At 45.1% G+C, this 17,246-nt stretch carries 9 protein-coding genes; 7 read left to right on the top strand and 2 right to left on the bottom strand.

The window, feature by feature from the left end; translation table 11 throughout:
• The first annotated feature begins 189 nt into the window (after window positions 1-189).
• The 7 genes from fadB to GMES_RS08990 all read left to right on the top strand — a co-directional run bounded on the left by fadB (window position 190) and on the right by GMES_RS08990 (window position 13,568).
• Window positions 190-2,349: a fatty acid oxidation complex subunit alpha FadB gene (gene fadB, locus GMES_RS09020; RefSeq protein ID WP_006992343.1), complete on the top strand. Its 2,160-nt coding sequence runs from the start codon at window positions 190-192 to the stop codon at window positions 2,347-2,349.
• A 21-nt stretch (window positions 2,350-2,370) separates the two neighbouring features.
• Entirely contained in the window at window positions 2,371-3,531 is a 1,161-nt protein-coding gene (fadA, locus tag GMES_RS09015) for an acetyl-CoA C-acyltransferase FadA (protein WP_006992342.1), read from the top strand.
• Window positions 3,532-4,138: 607 nt separating this feature from the next.
• Window positions 4,139-7,099, top strand: coding sequence for a SusC/RagA family TonB-linked outer membrane protein (locus GMES_RS09010; protein ID WP_006992339.1), 2,961 nt, complete (start codon window positions 4,139-4,141; stop codon window positions 7,097-7,099).
• 27 nt (window positions 7,100-7,126) lie between these two features.
• Window positions 7,127-8,848 (top strand): RagB/SusD family nutrient uptake outer membrane protein, encoded by a 1,722-nt coding sequence (locus tag GMES_RS09005; RefSeq protein ID WP_006992338.1) that lies wholly within the window; start codon window positions 7,127-7,129, stop codon window positions 8,846-8,848.
• Window positions 8,849-8,911: 63 nt separating this feature from the next.
• Window positions 8,912-10,222, top strand: coding sequence for a sugar porter family MFS transporter (locus tag GMES_RS09000; protein WP_006992337.1), 1,311 nt, complete (start codon window positions 8,912-8,914; stop codon window positions 10,220-10,222).
• Window positions 10,223-10,235: 13 nt separating this feature from the next.
• Window positions 10,236-12,311 (top strand): glycoside hydrolase family 32 protein, encoded by a 2,076-nt coding sequence (locus tag GMES_RS08995; RefSeq protein WP_006992336.1) that lies wholly within the window; start codon window positions 10,236-10,238, stop codon window positions 12,309-12,311.
• 33 nt (window positions 12,312-12,344) lie between these two features.
• Complete coding sequence (locus tag GMES_RS08990) at window positions 12,345-13,568, top strand: oligosaccharide MFS transporter (RefSeq protein ID WP_006992335.1); 1,224 nt, start codon at window positions 12,345-12,347, stop codon at window positions 13,566-13,568.
• Between the two features lie 2 nt (window positions 13,569-13,570).
• Here the strand turns inward: GMES_RS08990 and GMES_RS08985 are convergent, their stop codons facing one another.
• Both GMES_RS08985 and GMES_RS08980 read right to left on the bottom strand, forming a co-directional pair.
• Window positions 13,571-14,563 (bottom strand): LacI family DNA-binding transcriptional regulator, encoded by a 993-nt coding sequence (locus GMES_RS08985; protein ID WP_039987038.1) that lies wholly within the window; start codon window positions 14,561-14,563, stop codon window positions 13,571-13,573.
• A 395-nt stretch (window positions 14,564-14,958) separates the two neighbouring features.
• Complete coding sequence (locus tag GMES_RS08980; RefSeq protein WP_006992333.1) at window positions 14,959-16,971, bottom strand: TonB-dependent receptor plug domain-containing protein; 2,013 nt, start codon at window positions 16,969-16,971, stop codon at window positions 14,959-14,961.
• Window positions 16,972-17,246: the final 275 nt, after the last annotated feature.

The following is a 17,246-nucleotide window of genomic DNA, read 5'->3' as shown; positions in this document are numbered from 1 at the left end:
ACCAGTTGAATTATGGCAACGTACCCCAATTTGATAATTGTTATAAATTAGTTGTTGTTTTGATATTAAGATATTAACCAAATCGTTGCTTCAAGGTTGCACTTAAAGCAGCGCAAAGTCGGCGATAGAAATCTAAACAGTCAAACAGTTTAATACCCTCAATCCTGGCCAAAGCCAAAGGAGAAAATAATGATATATGAAGGCAAAAGCCTCAACGTAACGCTGTTGCCAAACGGCATTGCAGAGCTTGTATTCGATGCTCAAGGTTCGGTGAATAAATTTGACCGCCAAACCGTCAGCGAGTTAGACGAAGCGACTCAAGCCCTTAAAAGTCAGTCAGATGTAAAAGGGGTGTTGGTGCGCTCGAATAAGTCGACCTTTATCGTGGGTGCTGACATTACTGAATTTACAGGCTTATTCGATATGCCTACTGAAGAAGTATTAACTTGGGTAGCGAAAACGTCTCAAGTGTTCGATAGATTCGAAGACTTACCTTTCCCGACGATTTCGGCTATCAACGGTTTTGCTCTCGGCGGTGGTTGTGAAATGACGTTAGCTTGTGACCTGCGTGTTGCAGATACCACAGCAGCCATTGGCTTGCCTGAAGTGAAATTAGGCCTTATGCCTGGTTTTGGTGGCACAGTACGTTTACCTCGCCTAATCGGTGCGGACAATGCCCTAGAGTGGATGACCACAGGCCGTGACCGTAAAGCCGCTAAAGCGTTAGCGGAAGGCGCAGTCGATGCAGTCGTTGCACCTGAAAAGTTACGTGACGCCGCCCTTAGCATGTTGCAAGACGCGATTGACGGTAAGTTCGGCTGGGAAGCACGTCGCGCACAAAAGAAAGCACCTCTTAAGCTTAATAAAAATGAATCCATGATGAGCTTCTCAACGGCTAAAGCCATGGTATTCGCACAAGCGGGTAAGCACTACCCAGCGCCTCATACCATGGTTGATACCGTTGCTAACGCAGCCCGTTTAGACCGCGCTGGTGCGCTAGAGCTTGAAAATCAAGGCTTTACCAAACTAGCAAAAAGCGATGCTGCGAAGGCCCAAGTGGGTATCTTCCTTGCGGATCAGTTAGTGAAAAGCAAAGGTAAGAAGCAAGCCAAAGCCTCGACCAAAGACGTTAAACAAACGGCCGTATTAGGTGCAGGCATCATGGGTGGCGGTATTGCATATCAGTCAGCTGTGAAGGGCACGCCAGTTATCATGAAAGACATTAACCAAGACGCATTGGATCTTGGCTTGAATGAAGCGGCGAAAATTCTAGGTAAAGGCATGCAGCGCGGTAAAGTGACCCCTGCTGTTATGGCTAGCACCTTGAACAACATAGTACCGACCCTTGAATACTCAGCGATTAAAGACGTTGATTTGGTCATTGAGGCGGTTGTTGAAAACCCGAAGGTGAAAGGCATAGTGCTTAAAGAGACAGAACAAAATGTGTCTGATGACACAGTGATTTGTTCCAACACTTCAACGATTTCCATTAACCAATTGGCACAAAGCTTAGATAAGCCTGAGCGTTTCTGCGGCATGCACTTCTTTAACCCAGTGCACAAAATGCCATTGGTTGAGATCATTCGCGGTGAAAAAACCACTGATGCCACCATTGCAACTGTTGTTGCAGCCACGCTGAAAATGGGTAAAACCCCGATTGTGGTGAATGACTGTCCTGGTTTCTTGGTAAACCGAGTGTTGTTCCCTTACTTCGCGGGCTTTAGCAAATTGGTTATGGACGGCGCTGACTTTGTAGCAGTAGACAAAGTCATGGAGAAAATCTTCGGATGGCCTATGGGCCCAGCGTACCTACTTGACGTGGTAGGCATGGACACCGCCGATCACGCCTCAAGCGTAATGGCCGATGGCATACCAGAGCGTATGCAGAAAATTGACAATGATCCCGTTACCTTGTTGTACAAATCTGAGCGCTTAGGTCAGAAAAATGGCAAAGGTTTCTACAACTTCAGTGTCGATAAACGTGGTCGCCCAGCGAAGAAAGCCGCAGATGAAGCCTACGAATTGTTTGCACCACATTGTGCTGATAAGCGCGACTTCGATGCCGATGAAATCATTGCAAGAGTAATGATCCCAATGGCCAACGAAGCGATTCGTTGTTTAGAAGAAGGCATAGTGGGCAGTGCAGCAGAAGCTGACATGGCCTTGTTGTACGGTTTGGGCTTCCCTCCATTTAGAGGCGGCGTGTTCCGTTACATTGAAACCATGGGCTTGGCTAACTTTGTAGCCCTAGCCGACAAATACGCGGATTTAGGTCCGATTTATCGGATTTCTGAAGGCGTGCGCGAAATGGCCGCTTCAGGTAAATCTTATTTTTCTCAATCAGCCTAAATTGCACCAGAGGACAAGAACATGAAAGAAGTCGTAGTAGTCGATTGTATTCGTACCCCAATGGGGCGCTCGAAAGGCGGTATTTTCCGCAATGTACGTGCTGAAACGTTATCAGCACACCTAATGAGCAAGCTGATAGAACGTAACCCTAATCTTGATCCAAACGAGATTGAAGACATTATTTGGGGTTGTGTACAACAAACCAAAGAGCAGGGGTTCAACATCGCTCGTAATGCGCAGTTATTAACTGACATTCCACGCAGTGTGGCTGCCGTAACGGTTAACCGTTTATGTGGCTCATCTATGCAAGCTTTGCATGATGCAACAAGCGGCATCATGAGTGGCCGCGGTGATGTGTACATGATTGGCGGTGTAGAGCACATGGGCCACGTACCCATGGACTTCAACATCGATTTTCACCCAGGCATTGCCAAAACTGCAGCTCGTGCCTCAGGTAGCATGGGCATGACCGCTGAATTGCTGGGTCGCCAAAACGGTATTACCCGTGAAATGCAAGATGCATTCGGTGCCCGTTCACATCAAAAAGCTCATGCAGCTGCAGTGGAAGGTCGCTGGAATGAAATTGTTGCCACTGAAGGCCATGACGCTGACGGCGTTTTAAAGTTGATTGATGCAGATGAAACCATTCGTCCTGATTCAACCACTGAGAGCATGTCTGGCTTGCGCCCAGTATTCGACCCAGTCAACGGCACCGTAACGGCTGGCACATCTTCAGCGTTATCAGATGGCGCATCAGCCATGTTGATTATGTCTGCTGAAAAAGCCAAAGCACTCGGTTTAACCCCACGAGCGAAAATTCGTGCCATGGCCGTTGCCGGTTGTGATGCCGCTATCATGGGCTTTGGCCCAGTTCCTGCCACGCAAAAAGCGCTTAAACGTGCTGGCATGACAATGGCTGACATCGAATTAGCTGAGTTTAACGAAGCCTTCGCCGCACAAGCCTTGTCATGTATTAAGCAGCTAGGCTGGTTAGATACTTACGAAGATAAAGTAAATCTAAACGGCGGTGCGATTGCGCTTGGTCACCCACTAGGGTGTTCTGGTTCGCGTATCTCAACTACCTTAATCAACCTAATGGAAGCGAACGATAAGTCAATCGGCTTAGCGACCATGTGTATTGGTTTAGGCCAAGGTATTGCAACTGTGTTCGAACGCGTATAACGCGTGTTTTGATTCAATATTAAGAAGGGCGCTTAACTGGCGCCCTTTTTTATGGCTTTTAGCCACGCTATGTACTGCGTACACTCAAAGCATACGCTTTGCTTAGTTATGGTCTGCGGCCACGAAATATACGCTACGCGTACCAGCATTCATGCTGAGTTTCAAACCTCATCCAGAGGCGGTTGCCACGCGGCTCTAGTGACTCTTTCTTCAACAGCTAAGAAAGAGTCACCAAGACAAAATGGTTGGGAACCATTTTGAACATCTGAAGGATGGTGTGAACCCCTTGTTCCGACAAACTAGCTTGACGGCTGTATGCGGTGTGTTTTGCCATGCAATGAGAAGACTATTTCCCAATCACCTCACTAATACTGCTTTTGCGAGCTCTCCAACAGTTTCCTCAAATACCTTCTTCTTTACTGGGCGGGGGTCCGGCTGCAAATCACTTTTATTAAGTTATTGATTAGACCGAAATTTAAACGTTAAAGGTAGAGATATGTAATTATTTGTTAAATTTATGTTGAATAATATTTTGAAGTTATATAAGTTAAAAAGACAACGTTGTTTATTTTTAACTTAGCACACAACCACAGATTTGGAATGTGAAATGAAAAATATCGAATTACACCCATTAACTCAGCATATCCGCAAGGCTTTGCCCGCTTGCTCGATGCTTTGGTTAATGCATGCACCTCTTTCAATGGCGCAAGAGGCCGAGGTCAACAGCGCTGCTATCGAGGACGACGTTGAAGTTATTCAAGTCTCTTATGGTTACAGTGCAGTAGATGAGACAGATTTGACTGGGTCTATTGCGTCTGTAGATATTGAAGATGTCATCGATTTACCTTCTGGCAACATCATGCAAAATCTTCAAGGGCGCGTACCAGGCCTTCAAATTACAACTAATGGTAACCCCAGCTCTTCAGCCACAGTGCGTATTCGTGGACAAGGGCTGGGTCCCTTGGGGAACAGCGACCCTCTTTATATAATTGACGGTATTCCAACTAAGTCCGGTCTTCAAGAAATAAACAGTAATGACATTGCTGATATACAAGTCCTACGTGACGCTGCAGCGGCCAGCATCTATGGTGCCCGCTCAGGAAACGGGGTTATTGTTGTTACCACTAAGCGAGGTCGCGATGGTCTCGACTTTAATTTTCGTTTCAATCAGTCGTCTGAAGAATACAGTTTTGACCTAAATCCTTTAAACACTCAAGAACGCGGCGAAGCAGTATGGCGAGCAGCAGTTAACGATGGGACGGAACCTAACTCAGCAAGCCCACTTTACTCATACGACTGGAATGGTGATTTTTCTAACCCTGAGTTGAATGGCGTGATCATACCTCAGTACACTGATCCTGAAGGCGTTCAACGAGCGGCTGATACCCGCTGGTTCGATGAAGTAACCCAAACTGCTGACATCCAAGACATGAACCTGTCGTTACAAGGTGGTAACGACCGAGCTAGTTTTTATAGCTCTATCGGCTATTACGACGCAGAAGGCGTGGTAGATGGTTCAAAGTTTTCACGCATGTCTTTTCGTATTAATGCCGATTACGAAATAATGGAAGATAAGTTAACCGTCGGCCAAACTTTTCTAATTACTGACCAAAAGCAAACACTCATCAATGACTTGGCTGGTCAAATTGTTGGTCTATCGATAGAGCAACAGTCTATCGTGCCGGTTTATAACGATTTAGGAAACTGGGGCGGGCCAGTTCCGGGTATTACCGACAGAGACAATCCTATTCGAATCATCGAGCAAAACCGTGACAACGAAAGTACTTACAACAAGATAATGGGAAGCTTTTATGTCGAGTATGAACCAATTGAAGATTTAGTATTGAAAGGCTCAGTCGGACTTGATTATGGACAATATTACTTCCGCAATTTCAGACGAGAATTTACTGCAGGCTTCTTATCTTCAGATGATTTACTCAGCGTAGAAGACAGCTGGAACCAAAGTATTATTACCAGCGCTACGGCTACTTACAAGCTTGTTTTAGATGATAAACATAAGTTTAATTTTTTAGCTGGCGTTGAACAAATTGATGCTAAAAACGAGTTGTCTAGAGGGTTTGGTTCTGGCTTTGCTTCTGATGACCGCGCGTTCGCTTATTTGTCTCAAGCAACAGAAAATGTTCGTGTTGAAGGAGAGGGCGATTCATGGGCCTTAGACTCACAATTTGCGCGGGTAGATTATAACTACGACAATCGCTATCTAGCATCAGCAACGGTGCGACGAGATGGTTCATCTCGGTTTGGTAAAAACAATGAATACGGAACATTCCCAGCGGCATCGGTAGGTTGGGTTATCACAAACGAAGAGTTTTTCGATATTGAATCTATTGATACGTTGAAACTTAGAGCGAGTATAGGTGAAACCGGAAACCAGGAAATTGCGTCAAATGCCACATTCACTACCTATGTTCCACGCTATGCAACTCAATCCCTCTTCACAGATCTTCAAGACGAAGGAACCGCATACGATGTAACGGGTGCCAATGGCGGAACATTGCCATCTGGGTTTGTAAAAGCACAAACGGGTAATGAAGACTTAAAGTGGGAAACCTCCACTCAGGTCAATGTCGGGATCGATTTTGAATTATTTGGGCGAACTGTTTATGGCAGCGTGGACTGGTTCGAAAAAGAAACTCGCGATATTTTAACCCTGACTCAACCTATCGCTACCCTTGGCGAAGGTGCTCAACGTTGGGTAAATGGCGGCACCATTGAGAACAAAGGCATTGAGTTAGTACTTGGCTATGAAAACTGGGTAGACATAGATTTCCTAGAAGATGAAGTGCAAGTAGATATTAGCTTCAATGTCTCTAGCGCCAAAAACACGGTAACGGCTTTACCGGAAGATGTGGTGAATTCGTTTGGCGGTAATGGTCAAGATAAAACCATCTTAGGGCATTCCATTAACTCTGTATATGGTTACGTAGCAGACGGACTTTTCCAAAACCAAGAAGAAATAGATTCACACGCCGCACAAGCAGGCGCTGGCTTAGGTCGTATTCGCTGGAAAGATCTTGACGGAAACGGTGTTATCGACGAGAACGATCAAGATTTCTTTGCCGACACCGATCCAGATTTCATTTATGGAATGAACTTTACTTTCCGCTACCAAGACTGGGATTTCAACATGTTTTGGCAGGGCGTAAAAGGTGGACAAATTCGCAACAACTGGCGCTTATTTACCGACTTTACCTCGCTTAACATTGGTTCAAACTATGGTTCTCGAACGTTAGATGCGTGGACACCTAAGAATGCCGACAGCACAGTGCCGGCCCTCACTTTGGTGGATAACAACGGTGAAGGCCGTCAATCGAGTTTCTTTTGGGAAGATGGCACTTATCTAAAACTACGTAACATCAGCGTTGGCTACACCCCTTCACTTGATTTTGTTGAGCGCTTTGGACTGAGCAATGCTCGCTTCTATGTGCAAGCCTCAAACCTACTTACCATCACGCCAGATGGCACGTTAAGCCAAGATCCTGAAACGCCAAATGAGGTATTCCCAGTACCGCGTCGAATCACCCTTGGTATGGATTTGTCTTTCTAAGCGCCCCTATTTTTACGGATTTGAATTATGAAACGAGTAACACAGTTATTAGCAAGTAGTTTAGTCGCGCTGTCGGTCGCCTCTTGCGGCGGCAGTGATCAATTAGATACGGCACCCCAAGCAGTGCTCACTGAAGAGCAGGTTGCTACCGCAGAAAACGTTGATGCCCTAGTGATAGCGGCGTATTCCTATATAGGCAATGATCACTATACAGCACCTAATTTTCTCTGGCCTACCGGAAACTTACGCGCGGGCGATGCACATAAAGGCGGGAATGGTCCCTCAGATATATTCGCCTACCATGCCTTGTCGCTATACGAGCCCATCGTGCCAGATATGGAGTCTTTTCCACCCGATCTTATTGATTTAAATAATAAGAAGTGGACGCGAAACTATACGGGTATTTCTCGCGTGAACGCGGCGCTTAAAATTATTAATGAAACGCCTGCCGCCGAACTACCTAATGGTAATTTGCAGTCTGCAGAACTTAGGTTTATTCGGGGTTTCTTTTATTTTGACTTGAAAATTCATCATAAACATATCCCTTGGATTGATGAAACCATGACACAGGAAGATATTCTGTCTGCTAGCAACCGCGATCTTACCGATCAGCAGTTGTGGGACAAAATGGCGGAAGACTTCCGTGTAGGTGCTGAAACATTGCCAGATGTTCAAGTGGATGTTGGCCGAGCGTCAGCGTTATCTGCGAAAGCATTTTTAGCCAAAACTTTACTTTATCAAGCGTACGAGCAAGACGATCTGCACAACGTGATCAATATCAATCAAGACAAGCTTAATGAAGTGGTTGCCTTAGTTGATGAAATTGAAGCCAGTGCTGTTTTTAGTTTGGCCGATGACTATGCAGAGAATTTTCTGTTTGAATTTGAGAATGGGCAAGAGTCGGTATTTGCAATCCAGCGCTCGCTTAATGATGGCTCACCAGATGGCCGAGGCAGTTGGCCTAGTGCGCTAAATGCTCCTATTTCAAGCGAAAGTGGGTTTGGTTGTTGTGGCTTTCATGTGCCAACCGAAAACTTTGTTAATGCGTTTAAAACCGACCAAGAAGGCTTGCCACAGTTCGATTCGTACAACGATGCAAATTATCGTGTAGAGACCGATTATGTTGATCCACGCTTAGATCACACCGTTGCAATGGAAGGCAAGCCCTTCAAATATGATGAGAATTACATTCACGGTGGCGACTCTTGGGCTCGTGCGCCTGCTATTTACGGCAATTTTAACGCTATAAAAGACATGGAAAACCCTGAGTGTGATTGCCGCGGAGCGAACGGCCCCTTCCCAATCTTCTCGTTGAATACACCTATTATTCGTTATTCAGACGTTTTACTTTGGAAAGCAGAGGCATTAATTGAACTAGATAGGTTTGCTGAAGCGTTACCGATAATTAATCGAATTCGTGAGCGTGCCGCCAACAGCACCGAGCGACTCAATAACGCCAGTTTATACCGTATTAGCACCTATACGGCGTTCACTTCAAAACAGCAAGCACGCCAAGCGCTTCATTTTGAACGTCGTTTGGAGCTTGGGCTAGAAGGTCATCGTTTCTTTGACTTAGTTCGCTGGGGTATCGCTAAAGAAACTATCGATTCGTATCTTAGCGTAGAACAAAACCGCAAACCGTATTTAGTGGAAGCAAAATTTACTAAAAACAAACATGAGTACCTACCAATTCCTAATCAACAGATTAATTTGAGTGGCGGTATTTATATTCAAAACCCAGGCTACTAACAACAGCCGTGCCTATATCGGTATGCATATCGATATAGGCGCTTAAAGTGAATAAATATTATTATGAACAAAATTATCACGTGGTCGGTGACTGTCGCGGTTGCCGGATTCTTATTCGGGTTTGATACCGCTGTTATCTCTGGTGCCGATCAAGCTATACAGACACTGTGGGACACTTCTCCACTGGTGCATGGATTGTTTGTCATGTCTTCAGCGCTTTGGGGAACGGTACTAGGTGCGTTAACGGGAAACATTCCTTGCGATAAATTAGGTCGTAAAAAGACACTCGTTATTATAGGTGTCTTGTACCTACTATCAGCCATCGGTTCTGCCCTCGCACAAGATCCATATACCTTTGCCATTCTTCGCTTCATTGGGGGGATCGGAGTGGGTATTTCTTCAATTGTGGTACCTGCTTATATTTCTGAAATTGCCCCGGCTCATTTGCGTGGTCGCTTAGTGGCAACTTATCAGTTCCAAATAGTCTTCGGTATTCTTATTGCTTTTCTATCTAACTACCTACTTACCGATATTATCCCGCAAGACTGGCGGGTCATGTTAGGTGTTGAGGCAGTTCCAGCACTGGTTTATTTAATTCTGCTCCTTAAAGCTCCAGAAAGCCCTCGCTGGTTACTGCTCAAGCGTAATAATGAGCGTGAAGCGCGAGAAGTCATGCAAGAGCTTGGTAGCGAAGATATTGATATTACTATTGCGCAAGTGCGTGAATCGGCAATGCGGCAACCCACTACCTCGCTATTTAAAAGCGAATATAAGTTGCCTATAACGCTAGCATTTTTAATTGCTGCGTTTAATCAGCTTTCCGGTATCAATTTTATTATTTACTACGCCCCAAGAGTGTTTGAAATGGCAGGGCTTGATGCAAGCAATGCGTTGTTATCCACAGCTGGCGTAGGGTTAGTGAATTTAGTCTTCACTATGGTGGGAATGAGTTTAATTGACAAATGTGGCCGCAAGCTACTTATGTACGTTGGCTCGCTCGGTTACATACTATCTTTAGCAACGGTTACTTGGGCCTTTTACAGCGGAATAGGTGGCGCTGTAGTTGTGCTGGCCATTTTTGTTTTCATTGCATCCCACGCGCTGGGACAGGGAGCCGTCATATGGGTGTTTATTGCTGAAATATTCCCTAATTCAGTTCGCTCAAAAGGGCAGTCTTTAGGAAGCGGAACCCATTGGATATTTGCTGCCATAATCACGCTAATTATGCCCCAGGTGCTGGCGACGTTTAGCGCACATCACGTCTTTTTCTTTTTCACCTTTGCCATGTTTCTACAATTGATTTTTGTACGTTTCATGATGCCTGAAACCAAAGGTCGCACTCTTGAAGATGTGGCTTCAGAGTTGTCGGAATAGGAGCTCGTATTTAATGAAAAGTATAGCCAGTGTTTTAATTTTAACTGCGTTGATTGGTTGTTCAATGCAAAGTCCGGTAACAACCGTCAATACAGACACGATAGGATCTGTCCTTATGTACAATGAAAAATATAGGCCGCAGGCCCACTTTACACCGCCAGAAAAATGGATGAACGATCCAAACGGTATGTTTTACCTTGATGGGGAGTATCATCTTTTCTATCAGCATAACCCTGATGCATCTGTATGGGGGCCTATGCACTGGGGACATGCGGTTAGCCGAGACTTGGTTCACTGGGAACATCTACCCATTGCATTGTATCCAGATGAACAAGGGACGATATTCTCGGGTGGCGCTGTGGTCGACTGGAATAATTCAAGCGGGTTAGGGTCAAAGGAAAATCCACCAATCGTTGCATTTTATACCTATCACAACTCAGAGCTAGAGAAAGAAGGACGAATCGACTTTCAAACACAAGCCATGGCGTACAGCTTAGACAAAGGCCGTACATGGCAGAAATATGCTAACAATCCCATCATTGAAAATCCGGGTATTCGCGACTTCAGAGACCCAAAAGTCATGTGGCATGAAGGAAGTGATCAATGGATTATGGTGCTAGCGCAAAAAGACCATATCGGCTTTTATAGTTCCAAGAACCTGAAAAATTGGCAGCTAGAAAGTACCTTTGGTGAAAACATAGGGAGTCACGGTGGTGTATGGGAATGTCCTGAGTTAATTCTTCTACCTATTGAAGGCACAGATGAATACCGATATGTATTGCTCGTAAGCATTATGCCTGGCGGACCTAACGGAGGCTCAGCAACTCAGTACTTCGTGGGAGATTTCGATGGTAAAAACTTCACGTTGGACGACAAGTGGCAACAAACATTAACCCAAGCACCGGCAGAATTTCCAGCCGGAACCGTGTTTGCCGATTTTGAACGAGGTGTAAATGGCTGGCAGGCTAACGGGAATGCTTTCGAAGGGGCACCAACAGCTGGCTCGCATGGGGTTCAGCCTAAGCCCGTAGGCTTTGAAGGTGAATATCTCATCAATAGTTTTAAAGATGGAGACGCTTCTACAGGTTCGCTCACGTCACCGGAATTTTTAGTCGAGCAGGCATACATCAATTTCAAGTTAGCGGGTGGGCAGCATACAGAAAAAGTTGGTGTTAACCTGCTGGTAGACAATAAAGTGGTTATATCGGCTACCGGGAAAAACCGCAATATCCTACGCAACATAAGCTGGAATGTATCGGCTTATGTAGGTAAAAAAGCACAGCTCCAAATTATTGATCATGAATCTGGTGGTTGGGGGCACGTGTTAGTCGATCAATTTGTGTTTTCACCGAAGCCTGCCAGTAATCAAATTGAGCCAGCTATTTGGTTAGATTATGGAACCGACAACTACGCAGGCGTTACCTTTTTCAAAAAGCCTGATAGTGAAGAGCGACGCCACATATTCATGGGATGGATGAGTAACTGGTTATACGCAAACGAAGTTCCCTCGGAAAATTTTAGAAGTGCCATGACTTTGCCTAGGGAGTTACGATTAGTAAATAGCGCTCAAGGGCTAAGGGTTCAAAGCAAACTGGTAGATGAAATTAATACGTTGAAACGTCAGAGTAAAAGTAAGCCTTCACTAACTCTTGGTGAAACGTTTACATTAGAAAGTGCGGCGGATGAGAGAAATAATCCAGCCTCCATATTTTATTTTACGGTAGATCTTAAAGGTAACACTGTGAGTCATATCGTTTTGGAAAATGACGAAGGACAAAGTATTAATCTTGCTATTGATACTGAAGCAAACGAAGTAAGGTTAGATCGTAGTCTATCGGGAAAAATAGATTTCCACAGTGAGTTCGGTACTACTCAAAATGCACTGCTTAGTTACGAAGGCGATGAAATAGAAGTTACGGTTGTAGCTGACCGAGGTTCAGTTGAAGTGTTTATTGACGATGGGCTAACGGTCGTGACAGCGTTAGTATTTCCGGAATCAGTTTACAATACCTTGCGAACTAATGATGATACTACGGTGATCCATTCAGTTTCCGGTGCACGCTTGGCATCCATTTATGCTAGTAAATAACGCCTATCTAATTCCAGCAGGATGGTCGTGGAAATGAACCCACGACCTCGCACCGCATACTGGACTTCAGCGATGGCGCTGTTAACGTTTTTCCTAACGTGGTCGTTCGCCTATTCGCTGTTTCCTTTGTGGCTTAACCAAACATTACAACTATCGGGTAAGCAAACCGGTATTGTCTTTGCGGCAAATGCGCTAGCAGCACTTTTTGCCATGCCAGTTTACGGCGTAGTGCAAGATAGGTTAGGTACTGGTAAGCAATTGCTACGTATTTTGGCATTGTTAACCGTGGGTGTTGGGCCTTTTTTTGTGTTTGCCTATCAACCACTATTGACCCATTATTTTTATATTGGTGTTTGCATTGGCGCTATTTACAGTGCATCCGCATTTGGTGCTGCGGTGGGGACCTTAGAGGCGTTAATCGAGCGTATCGGACGCCAGCATGACGTTGAATTTGGTAAAGTAAGGTTGTGGGGCTCGCTAGGTTGGGCGGTTGCCACATTTACAGCGGGGATGATGTTTAACATAAGCCCGCAGCTTAATTTTTGGATTGCGAGTATCAGTGGCGTTGTCTTTTTTGTTTGTGTGCTTCGTCTACCAACAGAAAATATTACTGCAAAAACTCTACATACAAATAACATTACTGCGTTAGATGTATTTGCGCTTCTGAAACTCACTTCTTTTTGGCGTCTAGGCTTTTACGTTATGGGCGTATCATGTCTATATCAAATTTACGACCAGCAATTCGCCATCTATTTTGCCTCGATGTTCCCAAATGTTGAGGAAGGTAACCGGTTCTATGGCTACTTAAATTCGGTACAAGTTTTTATTGAAGCGGGCTTGATGTTCATTGCGCCGAGTGTAGTAAATAAAATTGGAGCAAAAAAAGGATTGTTACTCAGTGGCGCCATTATGGCACTGCGTATTTTGGCATCTGGTATGGTGGACGACGCTATCTCGATATCACTGGTAAAGCTGCTGCATGCGGTAGAATTACCACTTCTGCTTGTGAGTATATTCAAATATATATCCGCTAACTTCGATTCTAGGCTGTCCGCGACTATTTATTTGATAGGGTTCAATGTCGTGTCGCAGGCAGTTACGACGGCGTTGTCATCGGTCGTGGGCGAAATGTACGATACGTTGGGTTTTGCTAATGCCTATTTGGTATTAGGCACTGTGGTGACTATAAACGTTGTCATCTCTTGGTTAGTGCTAGAGGGTAATGGCAAGATTAAATGTGCATCTCAGTTCAAGTAAATTTAAAATGAGTCCCGATTAATTAAGTTAAATTTGGCCGTTTGGCTTACTAAGTCGGTACGCTCGTTTAATAGGTAATTAATCGCCCATTGGCCCATGTCATAATGAGGAAGCGCCATAGTGGTAAGTTCGGGTTTTAGTAATGTCGGTATGATGTCCCAGTCATCGAAACTGCCAATACCAATGTCTTCACCTACTTTTAATCCGAGAGATTGCACTACGAAGTACACCTCAACCGCCATAGGATCTTGTCCGCACAAGATTGCATCGGGCTTAAAGCTTTGGATAAGTTCAGCAGCACGCAAGCGAGTGACAGATCGTTCGTTTGCTCCATCATCAATAATGACAGATTCTATATGTAGCTCACAATCTTTACCCTTGTGCTCGGCGAAAGCTTGCTCAGCGCCCGCTTTACGTTGTTGACCAGCAATAATATTTTCGTTTAAGTTTAAAAAGGCAATTCGACGGTAGCCTTTATTAAGCATTTTTGAGGTAATTTCCCTGGCCGCTTCTTTTTCGTCAGGCACGATAGAGGCAAAGCGGCCAGAAGCGTCAAAGCAGTTAGCAAGAACTGTTGGGATAGGAGTGAGCTGCTGAGGAAGTTCAACTTCTCGATGGTACATGGCGGCGTAAATAATACCTTCAGCTCTGTGACCAAGTAGGTGGTTTATGGCTCCCTCTATACTATATTTATCCACATTTACGTTGAGCACCATGAGCTCTTTATTATTTTTCCACGCTAAATCTTGTGCACCGCGAATAAGGTCAAACGTGTAAGGCACCCGTAAAAGTTCATCGGCAATAAACCCAATAACCCCTGACTTTTTACGTCTTGTCATTTGAGCTGCACGATTTGGGCGGTAGTCCAACGCAGCAATAGATGTTAATACCTTATTTCGGTTGACAGGTTTAACAGTAGGATCGTTATTTACAACACGAGATACGGTTTTAAAGGCTACGCCAGCGTGCGCGGGTACATCTTTAATGGTAACCATGTCGTTATATATTCTCGCATTGCTTTTCTTAAAAATGAAATTATACCCGTTTTTTACGTAATTCCATACTTGAATCCCTTGCGACAAAATATTCTGCACCGTCCAACCTTTTTACTCTGTCAGCAAAGTGCGGTTAGATTAGCGAGGCGTGTTTATTTGTTCCTTGAATTACTCTTGTAGTTTATGGATGCTATTCATTATATGAGGCGTGGGCACGTGAGTTAGTAAATGAACCACGGAGAAGTTTTACTCCACAGAAAACATCCCTAGCTCTAATCTACGAAACGCGTCAGGGAGGCCTCTTATAAAATAGGCATGAATGCCATAAGCAGAGCGCATGAGTTTTTTAAGCCAGTATTAACAGGGCTGATATGTTGATGCTGACTCAAAACCAACTAGTTTCCAAACTTCACCCTAACCCCCGCATTGGCGATGAAGCCGTCGTTTCGTGACCAGATATCTGTGGTCCACTGGCCGCTTGCGGCTCGTGAAGGCAGTAATAGCGGGTGTTCGTCGGTTTGTTTTACATCTAATAGGTTTTCTAGGTTTAGAAACCAGCTTGCTCTGCCTACCGTGATCTCCCCCATGAGGCCTAAGTGCCAATAGGGATTCGATTCGTCTATGTAAGGGTTGTCGTTCAGCCTTTGCGGCCCAGTGTAATAGGCTTCAAAGCCGACCCTGAAGTTTCCGTGTTGCTCCCACATGGCAACAAGACCAGCGGAATGCCTTGGAGTGAGCGCGATCTCTCTTCTACCGCTGTTGTCCGGTGACACTTCAGTTGCATCTAGGTATAGATAGCTTGCGGTCAGTTTTACGTCGCGCCAGTAGTATCTTATTAATACTTCTGAGCCACGGATCTGTGTTTCGCCTTCGGCGTTTACGAGTCTTACTCTGTCAAGTTCATTTGTGTTGTTCGATGAAAAGGCTTGTAACTCAGTCACGTTTTCAACATTAGAGCCAAATGCTGTCACGCTCGCTTCGATACTCTCGAATCGATAGGTTACATCCAGTGACGCCGTTTCTGCTTGTTCTTCTTCCAAGTTTTGCAAAGGCTCGAGGCGTGATAAACCAGCGGCTTCAATCTCTTCAACGAATGGCGTTGGGGCAAAATAACCCTGTCCGTATGACCCTCTGATGGTTAAGTCACCGGGGCGGTAAAGCATGGAGACTCTGGGGCTAAATTGGGTGCCGTATTCACTGTGATCATCTACTCGGGCGCTTACTGAGGTAGTCAGTTGCTCGTTCCATTCATAGTCTAACTGAGTAAATATGCCGGGTACTTCGTAGGTATAATCGAATTCGTTATAGGTATCAGACGTGAACTGTTCTGTTTGATAAGCTAAGCCCACTAGCCAGTCAGCAGCACCGTTATAACCGGCAATACTGCTTTCTAATAAGTAGCTTTCGTGTTGGTCGTCTTCTGCAAGGTCACCATAAGTATGGTCGTGATCTTGCACCATAGCAGAGGCTCTGGCATTGAGGGTTAGCGTATCGAGCATCGGCATATTAAACACCAAGCCGCCATCTATGCGTTGGGAATCTTGGGTTTGCTCATAGGGATTACCGTCAGCAACGACCGCCCCGGGCATAGTGCCGCCTTCGCGTTGCTCGGTCATAAAGCCTGCCGTCGCGTAAAGCGTTTCACCATTTTGCCCTTCCCAAAATAATCGGGGGCGAGCGCTATATCGCTCGTAACTGGGCAAATCTATCCAGCCATCATCGTCTATGTCTTCTTTGTTTTGATGATGAGCGCCCACCGTGAGAGAGCCTTTCACATCGTCACTCAGGGGGCTTTCCACATATGAGGTTAGGTCTTGACCATTGCGCGTAGTTACATTGAGTAAGGCTTCGCCGTTTAAGGTATCTCCCGGCGTTCGAGATACAAGATTAATCACCCCACCTAATGCTGAGCCGCCATAAAGTGAAGATGCGGAGCCTTTAATAATTTCAACGCGGCCAAGATCAGTCGGAGGAATTTGTAATAAGCCAATTGATGATGCTTGGTTACCATATAGAGGCAAACCGTCGGCCAGCAACTGAGTATAACGGCCATACAGACCCTGTAGCCGAATGTTTGCACTGCCAAGAGCTGGGGAGGTGGTTTGCACTCGAACACCACCTGTTTCAGCGACCAGCATTGAGATATTGCCCGGGCGCATGGCTGCCTTTTCTTCTATTTCTTCTCTGTCGATAAGCTCCACACGTATAGGCTGGTCATCGGCGATACGCCCAGAGCGAGTTGCTTGAACAACAATCTTTTCAACCTGTTCTGTATGCTCATGCTCGTCTGCGTGAGCGCCATCATCATGTACTGCGAGTAGTTCATCAGCCTGACTAAACGGAGTAAAAGCTAAAGGGATACAACTCAGGGTAAAAGCAAATGTGGTAGACAAAGAGGGGCTAGGCATAAATAAATTCTTGAACGTGTGAATAAAAATTTGCGCAATCTTAAAGGTTCTTGCCACTGGAAGGTCAAGCTAAAATGAATGCGCACTTATTATCTGAATTCGGAATAAATTGAGATGCTAACAACTGTTATGAGCATGAGACGCAAGTTTGATCTTAGATGCTGATAAAACCTGCCGAGCATAGCAATTCATTCTGGACATCATATTGCGAAACCACCACTATGTAGATCTTCAATATTTCAACGCTCTCAACTTTGCTTTAGCTTGTTTGAGTC

Source organism: Paraglaciecola mesophila KMM 241, assembly GCF_000315015.1.
Taxonomy (GTDB): Bacteria; Pseudomonadota; Gammaproteobacteria; order Enterobacterales; family Alteromonadaceae; genus Paraglaciecola; species Paraglaciecola mesophila.
The sequence above is the reverse complement of the archived record's forward strand: the minus strand, read 5'-3'. Positions and strand labels throughout refer to the sequence as shown.

What these genes read in the sequence shown, in the direction of transcription:
- fadB (WP_006992343.1), top strand. Translation starts at nt 190, where the DNA reads ATGATATATGAAGGCAAAAGCCTCAACGTAACGCTGTTGCCAAACGGC.
- fadA (WP_006992342.1), top strand. Translation starts at nt 2,371, where the DNA reads ATGAAAGAAGTCGTAGTAGTCGATTGTATTCGTACCCCAATGGGGCGC.
- GMES_RS09010 (WP_006992339.1), top strand. Translation starts at nt 4,139, where the DNA reads ATGAAAAATATCGAATTACACCCATTAACTCAGCATATCCGCAAGGCT.
- GMES_RS09005 (WP_006992338.1), top strand. Translation starts at nt 7,127, where the DNA reads ATGAAACGAGTAACACAGTTATTAGCAAGTAGTTTAGTCGCGCTGTCG.
- GMES_RS09000 (WP_006992337.1), top strand. Translation starts at nt 8,912, where the DNA reads ATGAACAAAATTATCACGTGGTCGGTGACTGTCGCGGTTGCCGGATTC.
- GMES_RS08995 (WP_006992336.1), top strand. Translation starts at nt 10,236, where the DNA reads ATGAAAAGTATAGCCAGTGTTTTAATTTTAACTGCGTTGATTGGTTGT.
- GMES_RS08990 (WP_006992335.1), top strand. Translation starts at nt 12,345, where the DNA reads ATGAACCCACGACCTCGCACCGCATACTGGACTTCAGCGATGGCGCTG.
- GMES_RS08985 (WP_039987038.1), bottom strand. Translation starts at nt 14,563, where the DNA reads ATGGTTACCATTAAAGATGTACCCGCGCACGCTGGCGTAGCCTTTAAA.
- GMES_RS08980 (WP_006992333.1), bottom strand. Translation starts at nt 16,971, where the DNA reads ATGCCTAGCCCCTCTTTGTCTACCACATTTGCTTTTACCCTGAGTTGT.